This window comes from Faecalibacterium sp. Marseille-P9312, from assembly GCF_902497445.1.
Taxonomy (GTDB): domain Bacteria; phylum Bacillota; class Clostridia; order Oscillospirales; family Ruminococcaceae; genus Faecalibacterium; species Faecalibacterium longum.
Window position 1 is genome coordinate 79792 of the sequence record NZ_CABVEW010000004.1, and the last position, 20989, is coordinate 100780.

21 protein-coding genes are annotated in these 20989 nt (G+C 61.5%); 9 read left to right on the forward strand and 12 right to left on the reverse strand.

Going from position 1 to position 20989, the window contains the following annotated elements:
- Positions 1 to 39 precede the first annotated feature (39 nt).
- The 4 genes from F3G95_RS04190 (at position 40) to F3G95_RS04205 (ending at position 4040) form a co-directional block, all read left to right on the forward strand.
- Entirely contained in the window at positions 40 to 1398 is a 1359-nt protein-coding gene (locus F3G95_RS04190) for a putative DNA modification/repair radical SAM protein (RefSeq protein WP_149793949.1), read from the forward strand.
- Complete coding sequence (locus F3G95_RS04195; RefSeq protein WP_149793950.1) at positions 1377 to 2159, forward strand: TIGR03915 family putative DNA repair protein; 783 nt, start codon at positions 1377 to 1379, stop codon at positions 2157 to 2159. Before F3G95_RS04190 ends, F3G95_RS04195 begins: the two co-directional genes overlap by 22 nt.
- Positions 2160 to 2291: 132 nt before the next feature.
- The gene (locus F3G95_RS04200) at positions 2292 to 2768 is read left to right on the forward strand and encodes a peptidylprolyl isomerase (RefSeq protein ID WP_149793951.1); all 477 of its coding nucleotides are present in this window, start codon (positions 2292 to 2294) and stop codon (positions 2766 to 2768) included.
- A gap of 63 nt (positions 2769 to 2831) precedes the next feature.
- Positions 2832 to 4040 carry an aminotransferase class I/II-fold pyridoxal phosphate-dependent enzyme gene (locus F3G95_RS04205; protein WP_149793952.1) on the forward strand — a complete coding sequence of 403 codons (1209 nt, stop codon included), beginning with the start codon at positions 2832 to 2834 and terminating at the stop codon, positions 4038 to 4040.
- A gap of 62 nt (positions 4041 to 4102) precedes the next feature.
- Here F3G95_RS04205 and F3G95_RS04210 read toward each other — a convergent pair whose 3' ends face one another.
- The 9 genes from F3G95_RS04210 to F3G95_RS04250 form a co-directional block, all read right to left on the reverse strand.
- Positions 4103 to 5068 (reverse strand): WYL domain-containing protein, encoded by a 966-nt coding sequence (locus tag F3G95_RS04210; protein ID WP_149793953.1) that lies wholly within the window; start codon positions 5066 to 5068, stop codon positions 4103 to 4105.
- 18 nt (positions 5069 to 5086) lie between these two features.
- A complete protein-coding gene (locus F3G95_RS04215; RefSeq protein WP_015564421.1) occupies positions 5087 to 5947 on the reverse strand; it encodes a prephenate dehydrogenase in 861 nt (286 codons plus the stop codon).
- Complete coding sequence (gene aroA, locus F3G95_RS04220) at positions 5937 to 7214, reverse strand: 3-phosphoshikimate 1-carboxyvinyltransferase (protein ID WP_149793954.1); 1278 nt, start codon at positions 7212 to 7214, stop codon at positions 5937 to 5939. Before aroA ends, F3G95_RS04215 begins: the two co-directional genes overlap by 11 nt.
- A gap of 1 nt (position 7215) precedes the next feature.
- Entirely contained in the window at positions 7216 to 8232 is a 1017-nt protein-coding gene (aroF, locus tag F3G95_RS04225) for a 3-deoxy-7-phosphoheptulonate synthase (protein ID WP_149793955.1), read from the reverse strand.
- Positions 8233 to 8303: 71 nt separating this feature from the next.
- A complete protein-coding gene (locus F3G95_RS04230; RefSeq protein ID WP_149793956.1) occupies positions 8304 to 8768 on the reverse strand; it encodes a type II 3-dehydroquinate dehydratase in 465 nt (154 codons plus the stop codon).
- Positions 8749 to 10011: a shikimate kinase gene (locus F3G95_RS04235; protein ID WP_149793957.1), complete on the reverse strand. Its 1263-nt coding sequence runs from the start codon at positions 10009 to 10011 to the stop codon at positions 8749 to 8751. The genes F3G95_RS04230 and F3G95_RS04235 overlap by 20 nt, the downstream gene beginning before the upstream one ends.
- Positions 10011 to 11153 carry a chorismate synthase gene (gene aroC, locus F3G95_RS04240; RefSeq protein WP_149793958.1) on the reverse strand — a complete coding sequence of 381 codons (1143 nt, stop codon included), beginning with the start codon at positions 11151 to 11153 and terminating at the stop codon, positions 10011 to 10013. The genes F3G95_RS04235 and aroC overlap by 1 nt, the downstream gene beginning before the upstream one ends.
- 4 nt (positions 11154 to 11157) lie before the next feature.
- On the reverse strand, positions 11158 to 12201 hold the full coding sequence (aroB, locus tag F3G95_RS04245) for a 3-dehydroquinate synthase (RefSeq protein WP_149793959.1): 1044 nt from the start codon (positions 12199 to 12201) through the stop codon (positions 11158 to 11160).
- Positions 12198 to 13268 (reverse strand): chorismate mutase, encoded by a 1071-nt coding sequence (locus F3G95_RS04250; RefSeq protein ID WP_149793960.1) that lies wholly within the window; start codon positions 13266 to 13268, stop codon positions 12198 to 12200. The genes aroB and F3G95_RS04250 overlap by 4 nt, the downstream gene beginning before the upstream one ends.
- A 303-nt stretch (positions 13269 to 13571) precedes the next feature.
- Here F3G95_RS04250 and F3G95_RS04255 point away from each other — a divergent pair, with 303 nt between their 5' ends.
- The 3 genes from F3G95_RS04255 to F3G95_RS04265 all read left to right on the forward strand — a co-directional run bounded on the left by F3G95_RS04255 (position 13572) and on the right by F3G95_RS04265 (position 16782).
- Positions 13572 to 14423 carry an alpha/beta hydrolase gene (locus F3G95_RS04255; RefSeq protein WP_149793961.1) on the forward strand — a complete coding sequence of 284 codons (852 nt, stop codon included), beginning with the start codon at positions 13572 to 13574 and terminating at the stop codon, positions 14421 to 14423.
- A gap of 30 nt (positions 14424 to 14453) precedes the next feature.
- A complete protein-coding gene (locus F3G95_RS04260; protein ID WP_149793962.1) occupies positions 14454 to 15731 on the forward strand; it encodes a citrate:proton symporter in 1278 nt (425 codons plus the stop codon).
- Positions 15732 to 15864: 133 nt separating this feature from the next.
- Positions 15865 to 16782, forward strand: a complete 918-nt coding sequence (locus F3G95_RS04265) for a LysR family transcriptional regulator (RefSeq protein WP_149793963.1) — start codon at positions 15865 to 15867, stop codon at positions 16780 to 16782.
- Between the two features lie 44 nt (positions 16783 to 16826).
- Here the strand turns inward: F3G95_RS04265 and F3G95_RS13735 are convergent, their stop codons facing one another.
- From F3G95_RS13735 to F3G95_RS04275, 3 genes are read right to left on the reverse strand one after another with little or no spacing between them, the layout of a single operon-like run.
- Positions 16827 to 16982, reverse strand: coding sequence for a hypothetical protein (locus F3G95_RS13735; protein WP_188117507.1), 156 nt, complete (start codon positions 16980 to 16982; stop codon positions 16827 to 16829).
- Between the two features lie 3 nt (positions 16983 to 16985).
- On the reverse strand, positions 16986 to 17750 hold the full coding sequence (locus F3G95_RS04270) for a hypothetical protein (protein WP_149793964.1): 765 nt from the start codon (positions 17748 to 17750) through the stop codon (positions 16986 to 16988).
- Between the two features lie 21 nt (positions 17751 to 17771).
- Positions 17772 to 18497, reverse strand: coding sequence for a lysophospholipid acyltransferase family protein (locus F3G95_RS04275; protein WP_149793965.1), 726 nt, complete (start codon positions 18495 to 18497; stop codon positions 17772 to 17774).
- Between the two features lie 230 nt (positions 18498 to 18727).
- Here F3G95_RS04275 and F3G95_RS04280 point away from each other — a divergent pair, with 230 nt between their 5' ends.
- Together F3G95_RS04280 and F3G95_RS04285 are read left to right on the forward strand one after the other, a co-directional pair.
- Positions 18728 to 19558, forward strand: coding sequence for a DUF624 domain-containing protein (locus F3G95_RS04280; RefSeq protein ID WP_149793966.1), 831 nt, complete (start codon positions 18728 to 18730; stop codon positions 19556 to 19558).
- Between the two features lie 33 nt (positions 19559 to 19591).
- Positions 19592 to 20962, forward strand: coding sequence for a hypothetical protein (locus F3G95_RS04285; RefSeq protein ID WP_149793967.1), 1371 nt, complete (start codon positions 19592 to 19594; stop codon positions 20960 to 20962).
- The last annotated feature ends 27 nt before the right edge of the window (positions 20963 to 20989 follow it).

Here is a 20989-nt window from a genome sequence, read left to right on the forward strand (position 1 = left end):
GGTAAGGGGGAGATATACCCTTCTGGGAGGTATCTTTCTATGGAACAGTCCCTGATGGACAAGCTCACCATCTTGGCCGACAGCGCAAAATATGACGTAGCCTGCACATCCAGCGGCGCGTCCCATCCGGCGAAGCGCGGCACCATCGGCAGCTGCTATGCGCCGGGCTGCTGCCACGCCTTTACCGCTGATGGCCGCTGCGTCAGCCTGCTGAAAGTCCTGATGAGCAACTGCTGCGCCTTCGACTGCAGCTATTGCGTCAATCGGAAGTCCAACGACGTTCCCCGGGCCACTTTTTCGCCCCGGGAGCTGGCAGAACTGACCATTGAGTTCTACCGCCGCAACTACATCGAGGGACTTTTCCTCTCCAGCGCCGTGCTGGGGACCCCCGACTACACCACCGAGCGGATGCTCACCGTTCTGCGGCTGCTGCGGAACGAATATCACTTCGGCGGCTACATCCATGCCAAGACCATCCCCGGCACCAGCCCCGAGCTCATCCAGCAGATGGGCTACCTCGCCGACCGCCTCAGCGTCAACGTCGAGCTGCCCAGCGAACAGAGCCTCCATCTTCTCGCCCCCGACAAGGGCCGTCACTCCATCTTCCGGCCCATGAAGCAGATCTCGGTGGCAGGTGAAGAGAGCCGGCAGGAGCTGACCCTCTACCGCCACGCGCCCAAGTTCGCTCCCGCCGGCCAGAGCACCCAGATGATCGTCGGTGCGTCGCCCGAGACGGACTACCACATTTTGCAGCTGTCCGAGGGGATGTACCAGAAATACGGCCTCAAGCGGGTGTTCTACTCGGCCTATATCCCGGTATCGGATGACACCCGCCTGCCCGCGCTGGACACGAAGCCGCCGCTCCTGCGGGAACACCGGCTCTATCAGGCCGACTGGCTGCTGCGGTTCTACCAGTTCAAGGCCGACGAGATACTGGATAAGGACAACCAGAGCTTCAACCCCTATCTCGACCCAAAATGCAACTGGGCCGTCCAGCACTACGGGCTGTTCCCGGTGGACGTGAACCGCGCCCCCTTCGAGATGCTGCTGCGGGTGCCGGGCATCGGCCCCAAGAGCGCCCGCCGCATCCGGGACGCCCGGCGGCTGTCAGCCCTCGGCCTCGACGAGCTGAAGCGGATGGGCGTCGTGCTCAAGCGGGCGCAGTATTTCATCACCTGCCGGGGCTTTTCCGGGGCGCACCCGGGCCGGGGCAGCGCCGGACGGGAGCGCATCACCCGGGCGCTCATCGACCCCAACGTCTTCAGCGCCGGGGCCGAGCAGCTGAGTATGTTCGCACCGCCCGCCGTTGACCGGCTGGTGGAGCAGGGCGTGCCGCCCCGGGCGGCCCAGCGGATGGTGCGGGAGGAGGCGGTGCAATGTCTGGCGAGAGCACTGTGATGCCGCCCCGGAAGCTCCACGACGCCGATGTGGTCTACCTCTACGATGGCAGCTTTGAGGGCTTTCTGTGCTGTGTATTCGAGAGTTTCGCCCAGCATGAGATTCCCTTCGCCGTCTGGACGCCCCAGCGGGAGACGGCCACCCTCTACCCCGTCCGGGACATCGAGACGGACTCTTCCAGAGCGCAACGGGTCTTTTCGGCCCTTGGTCGGAAACTGGGCCGGGAGACGGAATATCTCGTCAGCCGGGATTTCCTCTCCGGGCAGGAAGATAAGGAATTGCTGCTCATCCGCTTCCTGCATCTGGCCTTCGCTCTCGGCCCCGGCACGGTCAAGCGGATGGGCCACCCGGATGTGGCCCCGCTCTACGAGATGAAAAAGAGTCTCGACTGGGAGGTGGACAAGTTTCAGGGCTTCGTCCGCTTCGAGGAGCACGACGGGATGCTGGGTGCGGTCATCCACCCCAAAAACTATATCCTGCCTCTGCTGCGGGGACATTTCTGCTCCCGCTTTCCGGAAGAGAACTTCATGATATACGACGCAGTCCATCAGGCGGTATTGCTTTATCAGGAGCACAAGGCCCAGCTTCTGGAGCTGGCCGCGCCGCTGGAGCTGCCCCCGCCCAGCGCCCGGGAACAGGAGTTTCAGGCCCTCTGGAAGCAGTTCTACGACACGCTGGAGATCAAGGCCCGCCACAACGAAAAGGGCCGGATGACCCACTGTCCCAAGCGTTTCTGGCAGGATATGGTAGAAATGCGGTGATTCTTTACAAAAAGGTTGCATCTGCGCCGTTGCGCTCTGCAAAAGGTATGGTATACTAAAGGGGAGCTTCGGCAGAGCATCTGCCGCACCCACCCCGAAACGGGCTATGATAAAAGGAGCATTGTTAAAACTATGGTTCGCATTACTATGGAAGACGGCGGCATCATCGACATCGAGCTGAACGAGGAAGCCGCCCCCATCACCTGTGAGAATTTCAAGAAGCTGGTCGGTCAGGGCTTCTACAACGGCCTGACCTTCCACCGCGTCATCCCCAACTTCATGATCCAGGGCGGCTGCCCGCTGGGCAACGGCACCGGCGGCCCCGGCTGGAACATCAAGGGCGAGTTTGCCGCCAACGGCGTCAACAACCCCATCAAGCACGTCCGCGGCGTCATCAGCATGGCCCGCAGCATGAACCCCAACAGTGCCGGCAGCCAGTTCTTCATCATGCATAAGGACGCACCCCATCTGGACGGCCAGTACGCCGCTTTCGGCAAGGTCGTCGCCGGCATGGACGTCGTGGACAAGATCGCATCCGTCCCCACCGACTGGAACGACAAGCCCAAGACCCCCGTCAAGATGAAGACCGTCGAGCTCATCGAGGGCTGATCTTCTGCACCTATGGCTTTCCCTTTGGGGAAAGCCTTTTTTGCATCCATAGGAGGAACTTCCATGAAGTACGATTTCACCACCCTGCCCGACCGCCATGGCCGGGACTCCATCGCCGTGGACGGGCTGGGCAAAGGCTTTGCGCCCGACGCACCGCAGCCCGGCTTCGATGCCATCCCCATGTGGGTGGCGGACACGAACTTCGTCTGCCTGCCCACCATCCAGCAGGCCGTCATCGAGCGGGTCCAGCACCCGGCTTTCGGCTATTTTGACCCGACGCCCGAATACTATGGCTCCATCATCCGCTGGCAGGAGACCCGCAACGACGTCACGGGTCTGACCGCCGAGGCCATCGGCTACGAGAACGGCGTGCTGGGCGGCGTCATCAGCGCACTGAACTGCGTCTGCTCCCGGGGCGACAAGGTGCTGGTCCACAGCCCCACCTACATCGGCTTCACCCGCTGCCTGACCGACAACGGCTATGACATCGTCCACTCCCCGCTGGTGCAGGACGAAAATGGCATCTGGCGGATGGACTACGCCGACATGGAAAAGCACCTCGCCGAAGAGCACATCCATGCCGCCATCCTGTGCAGCCCCCACAACCCCTGCGGCCGCGTCTGGGAGCGGTGGGAGCTGGAAAAGGCCATGGAGTTGTACAAAAAGTATAATGTCTACGTCGTTTCCGACGAGATCTGGTCGGACATCATCCTCTCCGGCCACAAGCACATCCCCACCCAGTCCATCAGTGAGGACGCCCGGATGCGCACTGCCGCCCTCTACGCCCCCTCCAAGACCTTCAACCTCGCCGGTCTCATCGGAAGCTATCACATCGTTTATGACCCGTGGTGGCGTGACCGCATCAAGAAGGAATCCTCCCTCTGCCACTACAACTCCATGAACGTCCTCTCGATGCACGCCCTCATCGGTGCCTACCGCCCCGAGGGCTATGAGTGGGCCGACGAGCTCTGTGAGACGCTGACCGGCAATGTGGATTTCGCCTGCGACTACATCGCAAAGCACTTCGAGGGTGTCCATGTGACAAAGCCCGAAGGCACCTATATGCTCTTTGTGGACTGCACCGACTGGTGCGCCGCCCACGGCAAGACCATTCAGGATGTGGAGAAAGCCTGCTGGGCCGTCGGTGCTGCCGTGCAGGACGGCGTGATGTTCCACGGCCCCTGCCATCTGCGCATCAATCTGGCCTCGCCCCGCGCCCGCATTGAAGAGGCGTTCCACCGGATGGACAGGTATGTGTTCAACGCAAAGTAATTTCAAATAAAATTTATACAACAAAAGGCCCTGAATCTGACGATTCAGGGCCTTTTGTTTCATTATTGATGCATTTTTACCAGCCGCTCGTTCAGCGCCCGCAGGCCGTCCCGCACCTCGGCAGGCGAGACGATTTCTATCTTGCCGCCGAAGCCGCAGACCCAGCCGTAGAACTGGTCGCTGACGCAGACGGGGACGTCGAAATGGAAATGCTCCTTCCCTTCCGGCACGAAGATGGGCGAAGCGCCGAAGCGCTCCCGCATGGCTGATTCGAGGTCGGAAGTACACCGCAGGGTGACTCTATACTCCGGCCCGCCGAACATCTGGAAGTGCTTTTTCAGGTAGGCGGGCAGGTCGAGATCCGCGAACTGCTCTTTGCCGCGGCGGGGCTCGTCCAGCACCGTGACGCCGGCCATTTTATCCACCCGGTAATGGCGGATGCCCACCGGCTCCTTCTCGTCCTGATAGGCGATGAGGTAGTAGCAGCCGTTCTCCCACGCCATCTGCCAGGGGCTGATGGTGTAAGGCGCGGGGCGTCCCGCCTTTTTGTAGCGGAAGCGCACCATCCTGCCGGTGTTGATGGCCGTAAAGAGGGCGTCCACGCTGTAGGGCAGGTCTTTGTTGGCGCTCTTGGGGCGGCCATCGACATAGACCTGACGCTGGAGCTGACTGCCCTCATACTGGGAGGCCAGCCCTTCCAGCTTATGGATGAGCTTATCACTGGACGCTTTCGAGATGACCCGGCTGGACTGGACAGCGTCCACCAGAAGCTTCAGCTCCGCCAGCTCGAAAGGCCGTGTCGCCATCCAATAGCCGCCGCTGCGGCCCCGGCGCAGCCGGATGTCATAGCCCAGCGCGTTCAGCGCGTCGATGTCGCTGTAGACGCTCTTTCGCTCGCAGAGGATGCCCTGCCGGGCCAGCAGCTCCACCAGCTGAGGCACGTTCAGCAGATGCTCCTCGTCGGTCTGCTGCTCAAAGATATGCAGCAGCGTCAACAGTTTGGATTTTTGTCCCTCCTGCTTGGGCATGGGCGGCCTCCTTTACGGTCACGAGTCCTTTTTGTCGAATGCGGCGCGGCGCTGGGTGGACAGACGGAACATCTCTTCCAGCTTGTCCCGGTCATCGGCCACGAGGGCGTCCCGCAGCTGGTCCAGAGCGGAATCAAACTGGTCGATCTCGGCGATGAGGTTCTCCTTGTTCCAGAGGAACAGCTCCGCCCACATCTTCTCGTTGATGCGGGCGATGCGGGTCAGATCGCGGAAGGAGTCGCCCGTGTACTCGCAGAGAGAAGAGTTGTCGTTTGCACACATGAGACTGACGGCGATGGCGTGGCAGAGCTGGCTGACGTAGCCGATCATCTTGTCGTGCTCCTGCACCGTCAGGGTGCAGATGTGGCGGAAGCCCAGCACCTCGGCCAGCTCTTTTGCCCACTGGACGGCCTCGGGGGTGTTCTTCTCGGTGGGGGTGATGATGAAGTTGGCCGGGGCAAAGCTGACCTCGGCGGCGTGCTCGACGCTGGAAGTCTCACGGCCTGCCATCGGGTGGCTGGCGATGAACTCCACACCCTCCGGACACATGGCCTGCACCGGCTCCACAAGGCCGGTCTTGACGCCGGAGACATCGGTAAAGATGCAGCCGGGCTTGATGAGATGGCCGTAGGTCTTGAACCAGTCGATGAGGGCCGTGGGGTAGAGGCCGAAGATGATGTGGTCGGCCTGCGAGACGAGGTCCTCGAAATCGTGGGTCTTTCCGCTGGCGATATAGCCGTGGTCGAGGGCGTACTGTAAGTGGCCCTCGCTGCGGTTGATGCCGTCTACATGGAATCCGGCTTTGGAAAGCTCGAGGGCGTATTTGCCGCCCAGCAGTCCGAGGCCCACGATAAGATAACGCTTTGTTTTATCCAGCATATTCTACCTCCGCGCCTAACGGCTTGATGGCTTCAAAGAAATGGGGCCAGCTCTTCTGTACGGCCTCGGCGTCGTCGATGGAGAGTTCCAGCCCGGCGGCCAGCGCCAGCACCGCAAGGCTCATCACCACACGGTGGTCGTTGTGGCCGTGAAGCGGCGCGGCGGGGGCGTGGAGCCTGTCTGCACAGCCGTGGATGGTGATGGTGCCGGCCTCGCTCTCGAGGACGCCGCCGCAGGCCCGCAGTTCGGCTTCCATGGCTGCAATGCGGTCGCTCTCCTTGATACGGAGACGTTCCGCGTTGCGGATGGTGGTGGTCCCTTCGCAAAGCAGGCCCAGGACCATCAGCACGGGGCCGAGGTCAGGGCAGTCGGCAAGGTCAATGTCCACACCGTGGAGAGGTGCTTTCTCGAACACGATGCCTGCATCGGTGGTGCGAAAGCTTGCACCACAGCGGCGCAGAATGTCGAGGATCGCGGCATCGCCCTGCAGGGTGTCGGCGGATAATCCTTTGAGGGTCACGCCGCCCTGCACCGCTCCCAGCACCGCCGGGAAGGCCGCCTGGCTGTAATCGCCCTCCACCGTGTAATCGCAAGGCCGGTATTTCTGCCCGCCCGGGATGAAGAGGGTGTTTTCGTCCTGCCAGCGGCTCTCGACGCCGAAACGGCGCTGGGCCGCCCGGGTCATCTCGATATAACTGCGGCTCTCTACCGGCGGGATAAGGTGGAGGGTGCTGTCGCCTGCCAGCAGCGGCAGGGCAAACAGCAATCCGCTGATGAACTGGCTGGACACGTCGCCCGCCAGCTCATATTCGCTGCTTTTCAGAGTTCCTTCGACGGTCAGGCCCGCCGAAGACTGTTCAAAGCGGAGAAACTGCTTCTGATACAACTTCTCGTATACTGTCTGAGGGCGCTCCATCAGCCGTCCGCGGCCAACAAAGGTCACTTTCTGCCCGGTGAGGCTGGCAATGGGGATGAGAAAGCGCAGGGTGCTTCCACTCTCACAGCAGTCCACCGGAGCGCTGACAGGCAGAAAGCTCCCCAGACCCTCCACGACGGCACGATCCGCACCGGTGCGCACTTTGGCGCAGAGCTGCCCGGCGGCGGAGAGAGTGGCAGAAATATCCTTGCTGAATTCAAGGTTTTCGATGTGGGAAGCACCCTCGGCCAGTGCCGAGCAGAGCACCGCGCGGTGCGCCATGCTCTTGCTGGGCGGCGCGGTGATGGTGCCGCCGATGCCGCCGGGGGCTTGTTTTATCGTAGCATTCATATCACATATCCCGGTCAATAGCCCATGCGACCTGACGGCACTTTGCCATAGCCTGCGCAAAGGCGTCGGGGGTCAGGCACTGTGCGCCATCGCTCCATGCGTGGCGGGGGTCGTAGTGGACTTCCACCTCAAGGCCGTCGGCACCGGCGGCGACAGCGGCGATCATCATGGGCTCCACAAGGTTTGCCTTGCCGGTGGCGTGGCTGGGGTCCACGATGACGGGCAGATGGGTCTTCTCGTGGATGATCGGCACAGCGGAGAGGTCGAGGGTGTTGCGGGTGTACTTCTCGAAGGTGCGGATGCCGCGCTCACAGAGGATGACCTGCTCGTTGCCGCCGGCCATGATGTACTCGGCGCTCATGATCCACTCTTCGATGGTGTTGCAGAGGCCGCGCTTGAGCAGGACGGGCTTGTGCATCTTGCCCACGGCCTTGAGCAGCTGGAAGTTCTGCATATTGCGGGCGCCGATCTGCACCACGTCCACATACTCCTCGAACTCGGGGATGCGGTCCTCGCTCATCAGCTCGGAGACGATGGGCATACCGGTGGCCTCGCGGGCCTTTACCATGTCAAGGATGCCCTCGGTCTCGAGGCCCTGGAAGGAGTAGGGAGAGGTGCGGGGCTTGTAAGCGCCGCCGCGGAAGAGGGTCGCGCCGCCGGCCTTGACCCCCTGTGCGATGCGGAGGGCCTGCTCTTCGCTCTCGATGCTGCAGGGGCCGGCCATGACAGCGATCTTCTCCTTGCCGCCGATCTTGACGCCGCCGCAGTCGATGACGGAATCTGCCGGGTGGAAGAGGCGGTTGGCACGCTTATAGGGCGCGGAAACACGGGTCACGTTGTCGATCCAGGGGTTGGCGAGGACGTCGCGCTCGTCGATCTTGGTGGTATCGCCCACGAGGCCGAAGACATTGTAGTCCTTGCCGGTGATGAGGGTGACGTCGAGGCCCTGCTTTTCGAAGCGGTCAACGATTTTCTCGAGTTCTTCCTTCGGGGCACCCTTTTTGGTGGAGATGATCATAAAATTTTTCCTTTCTATCCTTCTTTTCCACGCCCTCTTTGCTCCGCTTTCCAGCGGAAGAGAGTCGATTTTTACATCACTAAATGGGTGTGCGCACTGCCGTCCAGCCGCAGCAGCTGGGCCAGATAGGCGGCAGCGTGGAGATAGCCGTTGATGCCCTCGCCGATGAAGTGGCCCTGACAGCCGAACGAGACGATGTCCGTCTTGCGGAAGGGCTCGTGCTCGTCGGGCTCGCTGAGCAGCACTTCCACGGCAGGCACGCCGCAGAGGCGCAGCGCGTCGAGGATGGCGACGCTGTAGTGGGCGTAGCCGCCCGGGTTCAGGATGATGCCGTCGGCCCGGCCTGCGGCAGACTGGATCTCGTCGATGAGGTCGCCCTCGTGGTTGGACTGGAAAAATTCCACTTCCATGCCCATCTGGGTGCAGCACAGCTCGAGGTAATCCAGCAGACCGTTATAATCCAGTTGACCGGCCACACCCGGCTCGGTGAAGTGCATCATGTTGAGGTTGGGGCCGTTAATGACTAAAAATTTCATCCAGTGCCTCCATTGCGGCGGTCACGGCGTCCTCCACCGTGCCGCTGTTCGGGATAACGGCGTCTGCCGCCGCGAGATACAGGGGGCGGCGCTCCGCCTCCATCTTTTTCAGCGCCTCGGTGCTGGACGAGAGCGGACGTCCGCCGCCCACCGTCAGCGCATCCAGGGGCCGGTCGAGGAAGAGCACGACGCCGTTCTGATGCAGCGCCCGCAGATTCTCGCCCCGCTTGATGATGCCGCCGCCGCAGGAGAGCAGCTGTCGGCCCTCTTTGGCAAAGCGGGCGGTCTGGGCGGCTTCCTTCGCACGGAAGCCGTCCTCGCCCTCGGCGGCAAAGATGTCGGGGATGCTGCGGCCATCGGCCTTGACGATCTCCTCGTCGAGGTCGATGAACTTTTTGCCCAGCCTCTCGGCCAATGCACGGCCCACCGTGGATTTTCCGCTGGAGGGCATTCCGATGAGGGCCACGTTGAGCATATCACGGCGGAGTGCGGCAGTGATGCGGCCGATCTCCCCTGCCGCGTCGTCGAACTTCCGGCTGAGGAAGTATTCGGCGGCATACACGGCCTGCGCCACCAGCATCTCGAGGCCGCCCACAGCCACCGGGACCCCGGCCTCCTCGGCCCGGAGGATGAGCTCCGTCTTATCGGGGTTATACACCACGTCCAGCACAGCTTCCAGCCCGGGCATTTTTGCCACGTCCAGACTGCACACGCCCACGTTGGGGTACATTCCGGCGGGGGTGGTGTTGATGACGATCTGTGCGCCGCTGGCAACGGCTTCTTCATAGGAGAGCTGGCCTTTGGCGGCGTCCGGCGTCCGGCTGACGGTGAGCACTCTGGCCGCACCCTTGTCGCGGGCGACGGCGCTGGTGGTGTTGTGGGTGCCGCCGGTGCCGAGGATGAGGACGGTTTTGCCCGCAAAATCGACGCCGTGGGCGTCGCACAGGTGGGCAAAGCCGAGATGATCGGTGTTGTAGCCGTAGAGCAGGCCGTTCTTGTTGACCACAGTGTTCACCGCTCCGATGGCCTTGGCACGGGGGTCGATGTAGGTGCAGTATTCCATCACCAGCCGCTTATAGGGGATGGTGACATTGATGGCCTTGAACTGCCTCCTGGTCAGGAAAGCCCGGGCTTCCTCTTCGGTGGGAAGCGGGCAGAGGTCGTAGTGGTAGCCGCAGAGCATCTCATGGATGATCTTCGAGTAGGAATGGCCCAGTTTCGAGCCGATGAGTCCGTATTCCATCACAGTCCCTCCCTGCGGTAGCCGGTGGGCCGCTCCATCCATGCGGTGCCGTAGCGGGCGGTCATCAAATCGCCCACAGCCAGCGCGGCGGCGCAGGTCTGGACGATGGCGGCCCGAGGCACGATGCAGGGGTCATGACGGCCCTGAATGGAGAGGGGCGCATCCTGCTTTGCAATGTAATCCACCGTCTCCTGCTCTTTGTAGATGCTGGGCGTCGGCTTGACAGCGGTGCGGAAGACGACAGGCATTCCGTTGGTGATGCCGCCGTTGATGCCCGCGTTGTGGTTGGTGGCCGTGACCACCGAATCGCCCTTCATGCGGAAGGCATCGTTGACCTCAGAGCCTTTCAGGTCGGCGAAGCCGAAGCCGGTGCCGAACTCAATGCCCTTCACGGCAGGCACCGAAAACGCCATGTGGGAAATAAGGCTCTCCACGCTGTCAAAATACGGCTCGCCCACACCGGCGGGCAGGCCGAGAATGGCTGTTTCAAGGATGCCGCCCACGCTGTCGCCCTCCGAACCGGCGGCACGGATGGCCGTTTTCATCGGCTCTTCGACAGAAGCATCCAGCAGGGCGAAGCCCTCGTCCCTGCTTTCCAGCACGCTCACCTGAGCGGCCAGTGCGGCGGCATCGTCCAGCGCAAAGGGCGTATCGGAAATGCCGGCACAGCGGGCGATGTGGGTGGTGATGTCGATGCCGGCGCGGTTCAGCGCACCCAGCACGATGGCACCGCCTGCCACCAGCGCGGCAGTGATGCGGCCCGAAAAGTGTCCACCGCCCCGGGCGTCCTGAAAGCCGTGGTATTTGGCGTAGGCGGTATAGTCCGCGTGGCCTGGGCGGAGAAGGTCAGCCGTCTTGGCGTAGTCGCCGCTGCGGGTGTTCTGGTTCTCGATCATCAGGGCGATGGCCGTGCCGGTGGTGTGACCGTTCACGACGCCGGAGAGCAGCTGTACGTTATCAGCCTCCACGCGGGGCGTCGAAAGCCCGTCGCCACGGGCGCGGCGCTTATCCATGCAGGCGGCAATGAATTCCTCATCCACCGGCACACCAGCGGCCATGCCGTCCAGCACACCGCCGATGGCCCTGCCGTGGCTCTCGCCGAAGATGGTCAGCGCCAATGCGCTGCCAAAGGTGTTTTTCATGGCTTTAGTCCTCCATGCCCAGCAGGGGGCGCAGACCCTCCACCGGGATGGTCTCCGCGCGCCAGCAGCCCAGGCCCGGCACCTTGATGACGGTGATCTGGCCGCCCTGTGCCTTTTTGTCGTGGAGCATCTCGGCGTAGACCTTGTCCTTGTTGTAGGCGGTACGCAGGGGCAGGCCCAGACGGCGGTAGACCGCACGGACGCGCTTCTGCAGTGCCTTGGACTCGATCATCGGCAGCATCCCCAGAGCCACGCACTCGCCGTGGTAGAGGCCCACGGTGCGGCGCCCCTTGACGCCCTTGACGGCCTCGATGCCGTGGCCGATGGTGTGGCCGAAATTGAGGGCCTTGCGCACCCCATGCTCCGTCTCGTCCTGCTCAACGATGCTCTTTTTGAAACGGAGGCTGCGGTAAATAATTTCGCCGATCTGCTCGTCGATGTCGCCCTTTTCAAAGATGGCGAACAGTTCCGGGTCGGCCAGCAGGCTGGCCTTCACCGACTCGGCCAGACCGTTGATGTACTGGCGGCGGGGCAGGGTGGCGAGGGTGCTGGGGTCTACGATGACCAGCTTGGGCTGCCAGAAGGAACCGACGATGTTCTTCGTCTCCCCCAGATCCACAGCGGTCTTGCCGCCGATGGAGGAATCGATCATCGAGAGGGTGGTGGTGGGGCAGTTGATGAAGTCGATGCCGCGCATATAGATGGAAGCGGCAAAACCCGCCAGATCGCCCACGACGCCGCCGCCCACGGCGATGACGAGGTCGCCGCGGCCCATGTTGAACTCCAGCATCTGGCGCAGGACGCTTTCGAGGATCTTCATGCTCTTGCTGGCCTCGCCCTGCGGCACGGTGATGATCTTCGCGTCGCGGCACTGGTCGGCCACACGCTGTGCGTACTCGGCGGGAACGCCTGCGTCCGTCACCACCGCCACCCGGCGGTCGAGGCGGGCAAACTGGTACAGATTTTCCAGTGCGCCGTTTTTCAGGATGATGTCATAGCTGCGCTCACCCAGATTCATGGTGAGCTTGGTGCCGATAAATCCACTCATTTTGTATACACTCCTAACAGCCGCACCGTGCGGCAGGTATGGTCCAGCTCACGCAGCAGCGCGGCGGTCTCGTCGGCGGAGGGGTCGCCCACCAGCTCGACGTAAAAATAATAATCAAAGGGGACATGGGGCAGCGGACGGCTCTTGATGGACTCCATGTCGTAGCCGAAGCGGCCGATGACCTGGATGACCTCAGCCAGCTTGCCGGGTTTGTTGTCCAGTGTGAACAGCAGCGAGAAGCGGTTGCCCGCGGTGGGCTTTTCGCGGCTGAGGACGATGAAGCGGGTGGTGTTGTCGCCGTCGGTGTTGATGCTGGGGACGAGGACTTCCAGCCCGTAGAGGGCGGCTGTCTCGGCGCTGGCGATGGCAGCTTTGGACGGGTCGCCCGACTCGGCTACGAACTTTGCGGCCATGGCCGTGTTGGGCATGGCCGTGGCGGGCAGATGGAACTGCTTTAAGAACGTCTCACTCTGGGCGATGGCCTGCTGATGGCTGTAAACGTGCTTGAGCTGGGCCAGCTGGGTGCCGGGCAGGACGAGCAGGTTCTGGGAGATAGGCAGGTCGTAGACGTCCACCACCCACAGCTCGGGGTGGTTGTAGCACAAGTCGAGGACAGCGGAGACATCGCCTGCGTGGCTGTTTTCAAACGGCACAACGCCGTGGGCGGTGTCGCCCCGGCTGACGGCATCGAACACCTCGTCCCACGTCGGGCAGCTGACGGCCTCCGCGTGGGGGAAGAGCGCCCGCAGCGCGATGTGGGCGAAAGCGCCTTCCACGCCCTGATAGGCGGCGCGGTTCTGGCCCAGCACCTCGGCTTCGTACTGCTTGGCGACATCCATCATGTTCTGGACATGGTCTTTATAGTAAAGCCGGAGGGCAGCGTTCTGGATGCGGGCCGCAGCCTTTTCCAGCACCACCGCCTCCCGCGCGGCGTCAAAGATCGGCAGGCCGTGGGCCTGTTTGTATTGGGCGACGCTGAGCACAGCGGCCATCCGCCGCTCAAACAGGGCGGCCAGCTGCGCGTCCACCGCGTCGATCTCGGCGCGGGCTTGTTCCAGTGTGTCCATCTTTCCACATCCTTTGGGTAAAATTTCAGTTCTTACAGTGATGATACTTAGTAAGTATACCATAACCCGGACAAGGAAACAACAAGCCCGGCTCTCTTTGAGGGTAGATAATATTTCAAATCCAGGGCCGTCAACGCGAAGAGATTGCAACAGGGAGACCCTCCTGTTTCCGGGGCCTGCGCTGTGTTTTATGCCCTGCGCCCTCCTATTACTCTGCGCTAATATCTGACATAAAAATCATAAATTTGACTTTATACTGTGGCAAGTTATAATGAAATTGTCAACGGAAAGGAGGCAATTTCAGTGAAAATCACCGCAGATAATTTTTTCACCACCTCGGACGGCATCCACATTTATTTCGAAGACCGAGGTTCCGGGCTTCCTATCGTGATGGTCCCCGGATTTTTATGCACCACCAAATTTTTCGAAAAAAACGCTGAGGTCCTCTCCAAAGAGTTCCGCGTCATCACGATGGACCCCCGCGGACAGGGCAACTCCTCCAAGACCTGCCAGGGCAACACCATCCGCCGCAATGCGCAGGACATCAAGGAGCTCATCGACCATCTCGGTCTGGAGCACGTCGTCCTGTTGGGCTGGTCGCTGGCCTCCTCCATCGTTGTCAGCTATGCAGCCGAATTTGAGCAGTACAAGCTCAACGGCCTCGTGACGATGGACGGCTCGCTGTATCCGTTCTCGGACGCCGACTGGAACCACCACCGCGGCCGTGACTATAACCTGCAGAACTGGTTCGACACCTACCTGCCTCTTTACTACGACCCCAAGCTCTTCTACGACAAATTCATCGCCCGCGTTTCCTGTGCGGAGGGAATGGACGATGAGATCCGGGCCTGGTTCGAGGCCGAGTGCAAAAAGACGATGCCCTGGACGGCGCTGGAACTGCACTACGACTTCTGCCTGACCGATAATTTCAGCAATCTGAAAAAGATTACCGTTCCTTACGCCGTATTCGGCGCACAGTCCAAAGCCTACGGTCTGGACATGGTAGACCGCTTTGCTGCCGAAGTGCGGGGCTACAGTGAGGTCCACAAGTTCTACAAGAGCGGCCACCTGATGTTTCTGTACGAGGCGGAAAAGTTCAACGCCTGTCTCGCTGACTTTGTGCGGAAAGCCGACGCGCTCTTCCGCCAAAAATAAAAACACCACACGAAAAAGGAGGAAAAAACAATGCTGCTCGCGCTCACAGGTTTCGTCATGATAGGCCTGCTGATGTACTTCCTGCTGAAGGGAAAGGCCATCCCCGTGACCCTCTTCGTCGTCCTTCCCATCATCGGTGCACTCATCAACGGCTTCGGCATCGCAGACATCACCGATTACATCAAATCCGGCGTCTCCACCACCTGGGGCATGGCCGCCCTGTTCGTCTTCGTCATCACCTACTTTGGCATCATGACCGATGTCGGTATGTTTGATAAGCTGGTCAAAAAGCTCATCAAGATCGCCAACGGCCGGGTGTTGGGCATCCTTCTGGTCGTCGTCCTCGTCTCCATCCTGGGCCATCTGGACGGCAACAGCCCCACGACCTACCTCATCGTCATCCCCGCAATGGCTCCCCTGTGCAAAAAGCTGAACATCCGCATCAGCACCATCATGATGGTCTGCACGGCCACCATCACCGTCATGAACCTCGTGCCCTGGGGCGGCGTGCTCAATCGTCAGTCCATCACACTGGCAATGGATTCCAACGAGCTGTGGCATATGTATCTGCCTCTGCAGATCTGCGGCCTCGTCTGCTGTGTCGGTCTGGCCGTCATCATGGCCCGTGTCGAAGTCAAGCGCGGTGCCGGTAAGATCGACGTCGTGGACGAAGCCGCCGCAAAGCTCCTTCGCCCCAAGCTGCTCTGGTACAACGTCCTGCTGACTGTCGTCGTCTTCGTGCTCCTCTTCACCACTAAGCTTCCCAACTACTTCATCTTCATGCTGGGCTGCGTGTTCGCCCTCGTCGTCAACTTCCCTGACCCCAAAGAGCAGGAAGCCCGTCTCGCCGCACACGCTCCCAAAGCCATCTCTCTGGTCGCCACCGTTCTGGCCGCCGGTGTCATGGTCGGCATCCTGAACAACACCGGCATGATCGTCGCCATGGCAGAGTTCATCACCAACATCCTGCCCGCCGCACTGGCCAAGCATCTGCATCTCGTCTTCGCCTTCCTGGGCGGCTTCATCGGTCTGGCCGTCTCTCCTGACCCGCTGTACTACGGCATCCTGCCCGTGCTGATCGAGGTCTGCGGCAACTATGGCATCCCGGCCACCAGCGTCGCCATCGCGTTCGGCGTCGGCGCCGACTCCTGCTTCACGATGGCTCCGGTCATCGCCTCCACCTACCTCGGTCTGGCTGTGTCCGGTATGTCCCTGAAGGACGTCATGAAGACCAACTTCCTCCCCCACTGGATCATCGGCCTCATCATGATCGTCTTCGGCTGCCTCATCGGCACCATCGTCGTCTGAAACGCATTCTCGCTCCTTCCTCTTCCCGGAACTGGCCGATGCAGAGCACCGGCCAGTTCTGCTTTTCATTTTTCCCGTTTTGCGCTATGATAAAAGCGACGCAACGCCCTCTCTGGCAGAATGGAGCTGTCTCATGGAATACCGAGATTTTGAATATGTTCTGACCATCTATCAGGAAAAAAGCCTCTCGAAAGCCGCCGAAAAGCTCTATATCACCCAGCCTGCGCTCAGCATTTTCCTCACACGGCTGGAAACACAGCTTCAGACCCAGCTTTTCGAGCGCACCAAGCGGGGGCTCGTCCCCACCTACGCGGGCCAGAAATACATCGAGTTTGCCCGTCAGTCCATCGCGCTGGGCCGCAGCTTCGACCAGGAGCTGTGCGAGATACAGGCCGAGCGCAAAGGCATCCTCCGCCTCGGGACTTCTCCCCATATCGGTTCCATCGTTCTGCCCGAGGTGCTTTTTTCTTTCCAGAACCGCTATCCGAACATCCAGCTTGCCATCACAGAGGGGACTTCCCTCACGCTGGAAAAGCTCATCGACAACAACGAGCTGGATCTGGCCCTCATGCATCTGCCTCTGCTCTGCGAGCACGCAGGCTATACCCGCGTCAGCGACGACCGCTATGTCATAGCGATGGCGAAAGACAATCCCCTCACCCGCAAAGCCTACTCCAAACCCGGCTTTGCGCACCTCTTTCTCGACCCAGCGCTGGCCGCAGAGCAGCAGTTCATCCTCGCCCACCCGCAGCAGCGCGTCCGGCAGATCTCCGACCGCATCCTCCGCCATGCAGGCATCGTGCCGAAGATCCGGCTGGAGACCAGCAGCGTCCAGAGCGCCCTCTGCTTTGCGTCCAACGACCTCGGCATCACCTTTGCGCCGGAAAGCTATATCCCCCTTTTCAATGTACAGAAAGAGCTCGCTTATTTCTATCTGGAAGACAAATATGAAGCGTCCTGGACCTTCTGTGTCGTCTATCCCCAGAACGTCACGCCCTCCACCCCGGCCCGCTTCTTTTTGCAGGAAACGCAGCGGCTCTTTGGCCGATAAACAAAGAACGCCCCCTCCGGCAATGACGGAGAGGGCGTTCTTGCTTATTTGCGCAGGTCTTCCCTGCTGCGGGGGGTGCCGAACACCCGGCCATAGGGGTTGTCGAGGTCGGCAGCCTTCAGAGATGCAGTTTTTTTGGCAGGCTTTTCAGGGATGCTGAGATGCTTTGCCTTCCCCCTGGAGAGAACACGGTACCGCATGGCTCAGTCCTCCGGGGCTGTCGTGGAGACAGCGCCTTCGGTCAGCTTCTGCCAGAATTCTTCGCCTCCGGCGAGGTTATCCGCAGTGCCGCTGTTCCACGCGCCCCGCATTCCCACATAGAACTGGGACATATACTCCTGACTAGAACCACTCCTGCTCTGGGTGGTGTCGGGGCCGTAGTCACCGAGGTCGAGGCCAGCCAGGACCGGGCAGTCGTCCCACTTGTACACCATGTTCCACCAGTCCTCGTCGCTGTCGGCGGCGGGCAGAGTGCCGTCGAGATACCGCAGCGAGCCGGTGCTCTCCTCAAAGCCCGCCGGGTCCCAGAGCAGAAAGACAGAGCTGAGGCCGCCCTGTACGTCGGCGGCCAGCTTGGTAGTTCCGGCCATGGTCAGGTAGGCAGCGCTCTCGGTCTGGGTCTCCGTGTCGGAGTAGTCGAGGGTGTAGACGTTGAGGGTCACGACCACCTTGCCGTCGCCGTTGCGGTCTTCGCCGTAGGCGGCCAGTGCATCCTGCAAAGCGTTCACGGTGTCCTCGGGCAGATAGTAGGGGGCCACCACGGCCACGTTATAATCGGGCTTGGTGACGAAAAAATACTGTCCGATGAAGTTGTAGGCCGCAAAGGCCGCGGCGATGCCGATGATGATGACCCATTTCAGGTTATAGTCCCACCAGTTGGCCCAGCGCTCCTTGCGGGTGTACTGTCTTTCCTTGCGGGGGGCAATGTCTTTCGGGTCGATGTCGCGCTCGTAACGGTAGCTTGCCATGAGGCAGTGTCCTCCAAAGTCTTAAAGCTCTGCCAGAATGGTCTGGCGGACGGCGTCGGGCAGCTGCTTCTGCTCGGCCCGGCTCATGCCTGCCGTCTGGATGGGCGGCAGCACCCGGACGTATACCGTGCCGGGGGTGGCACGGTTGCCGTGGGCCTCGAACAGGCCCCGTGCGCCGGAGATGGCCACCGGCACCACCGGCGCGCCGGTCTTGACCGCGATGCGGAAGGCACCGGCCTTGAACTCACCGGCACCGCCCTCTTCGCCCTTGTAGCGGGTGCCTTCGGGGAAGATGATGAAGCTCCGGCCGCTCTCCACGATGGCGGTGGCGTCGTTCAACGCGCGCACCGAGGCGCGGACATCGTCGCGCTGGACGAAAACGCAGCCCAGCAGCTTCATCCAGCGGTTGAGCAGAGGAATTTTTCCCAGCTCTTCCTTGGCGAGGATGCCATAGGGCTCATCGAGGCCGGCCAGCAGCAGCGGAATGTCATAATAACTGCGGTGGTTCGCCACAAAGACGCAGGGGCCATCCTTCGGGATGTTGTCCAGTCCCTCGACGCTGAGCCGGACGCCGGTGACGTTCAGGATGCCTTTGCTCCAATGGGGGATGTGCTTTTTTACCAGCTGGCGCACCATCTCGGTGTCGCCTGCGGCCAGCGCACGCTCGGCTTTGCACAGCACGCTGTAATGGACGATCATGTACCCGAACAGATAAACGAATAACGCAATGGTGCGGAAAATGCTCACAGAGCGATACCTCCTTCTGGCTCAAAAAGCCGTTTCTATTGTATCACACTCCGCCCCAAAAAGGGAGAGGAAATACTTTTTTTACATTTAAAGGGCTTTGCGGCTTGCAAAATCCACAAAATCCGGGTATATTTATAATCAGAAAGCCAGCACAATGGCGTTTCCTGCCAAAACCGTGCTGTGCAATGTAAGCCGTCTTTCGGGACAGCGAGAGAGGATATTCACACAACATGAGTCTGTTCCCTTCTGCAAACGATTTCAAGTCCGGGCCGGGCGTCGAAAAGGACGCCCCCCGCAAGACCGGCGTAGGCCGCTTCTTCGAACTGGTGGGCCGGGATATGAGCGGGATGTTCCTTGCAAACCTGCTCACCTGTCTGGGCTTTCTGCCCGTCATCTGTCTGGTGTACATCGGCTTCCTGATGAACAGTCTGCCCGTCATGGTGCTCAGTGCCGCCGTGGGCGGCATCCTGGCCGGTCCGGTGCTGGCAGGCATGTACGACACCGTCCTGCGCGCTCTGCGCGATGAGGCCGGTTACTGGTGGACCACCTACCGCAAGGCTTTCAAGCAGAACTTCAAAGCCAGCATCCTGCCGGGCGTGCTCTACTGCGTCGTGGTCACGGTGCAGGTCTTCCTCGTGTACTTCTGCTTCAACCTGCTCTACCACGGTACCAACGTCGGCGTAGGCATGTGGGTGGCCACGGTGCTCAACCTCGTCATCTTCCACATGCTGTTCTCCTACATGTGGCCCCAGGTGGTCCTGCTGGACCAGCCTTTCGGCCAGACGCTCAAGAACAGCGTCAACTGCATGATCGCTTTCCTGCCCCACGCACTGGCTGCGTCTCTCGTGACGGTACTGTTCTGGGGCCTCGTCATCCTCTGTATGCCGCTGGGCCTGCTGCTCATGCTGGTGTTCGGCTTCTGGTTCCAGGTGGAGATCACCAGCCAGATCGTCTACGGCGACCTTGACCGGGTGTTCCACATCGAGGAGAACATCCGCAGGCTCCACGACGCCGAATATGAAGCTGAGATGGCCGAGGAGCGCAGCGACGACGAGGAATAAACGACACATCGACGCGGAAAGGGGATGCGTGCAATGGAACAGCGGAACAATCTGGTGCTGCAGGGCACGGAGACATTTTCCCGCGGACAGCTCGATAATGTAGCGCTGGACAACGGCAGCGTCGTGCTGGACAGCGTGGCCGGGCGGTACCTGCAATACGGCAGCTACACGACGCCCGAGTTCGCCATGCCGGCCTTCTGCAACCTGAACGTCAGCTGGAACGCCCATGCGCCCCAGAACACGATGGTGGAGGTGCGCTGCCGCGTCTACGCAGGCGGCAGCTGGACGGGCTGGATGAGCTTTGGCAAGTGGGCGCCGGATTACCCCCGGGCCAGCATCAGCACCCACAGCGACGACGGCCTCATCTTCCTGATGGGCGACACCGTGACGGTGGCGCTGCCCGGCGGCGGCACCGGCGTCCAGCTTCAGGTCAATCTTTCGACCAACGACGATAAAGTCACCCCGGCGCTCCGGCTGCTGGCGGCGGCGGTCCGCCCCCTTGCGTGGGATAAGCAGAGCGGCCACCCCATCAACCGCCGCCTGTACTTACCGGAATACTGCCTCTCGGCCCATGACCCCAGCTTTGGCCGGGACATGGACCTGCCGCTGGTGATGGCGGCCCTGATGAACCGCTGGGGCGAGGACATCCTGCCCGAAGAGGTGGCCTACGTCATGGAAGACAAGACCACCGGCAGCACCAGCAACGGCGCTTTCGCCGCTGCGGCAGCGGGCTGCTGCGGTTTTCCCTGCTGGCAGGCGTGGATGGACCTGCAGGACCTGCGGGAGCAGATACACGACGGCTGTTCTGTGGCCGTGCGCATCGAGCGCCGCATCCGGGGCCAGCGGGACCCCATCGGGGTCTGGATGGGTCTGCGGGGCTTCGGCCACGACGACGCGGTCCTCGCCGATTATGTCCTGCTCAACGACCCCACCGCCGACAGCGACGGGGCCGTGAACTGCACGATGGCGGTGACGGATTTTGCCCGCTACTTCACCGGGCGGGCCATCGCTCTCCGCCCCAAGCCCCGGGACACCGAGGCCAACCGCCCCCGGCGGGTCTCCTGCGACTTTGTGTACAGTGCCGAGGATGACTGCTGGTATCTGGCCCAGAAAGGCCAGCGGCGGCTGCTCCCGGCCGAATTTTCCGGCTGGGCGGCCTGCAGCCCCCACGACGGAGTAGCCCACGCCACCACAGCCCACCGCACCTTCCGGCGGATGGAGCGGACACGGACCGGCGGCTTCCGTTTCCCGCCCGAGCAGACCGCCGCAGGCGGGCGGTGCAGCGTTTACATCGTGGACCATACCGGCACCATGCAGTTTGCAGAGGTGCGCCTGCCTGCGCCTCCGCCGCCCGCGCTGCCGCTATCGGAAGCAAACCAAAGCACCGCGCCTTCTGTCTCCTGAGAGGCAGCACAGCCAAGAGCTTTTTGG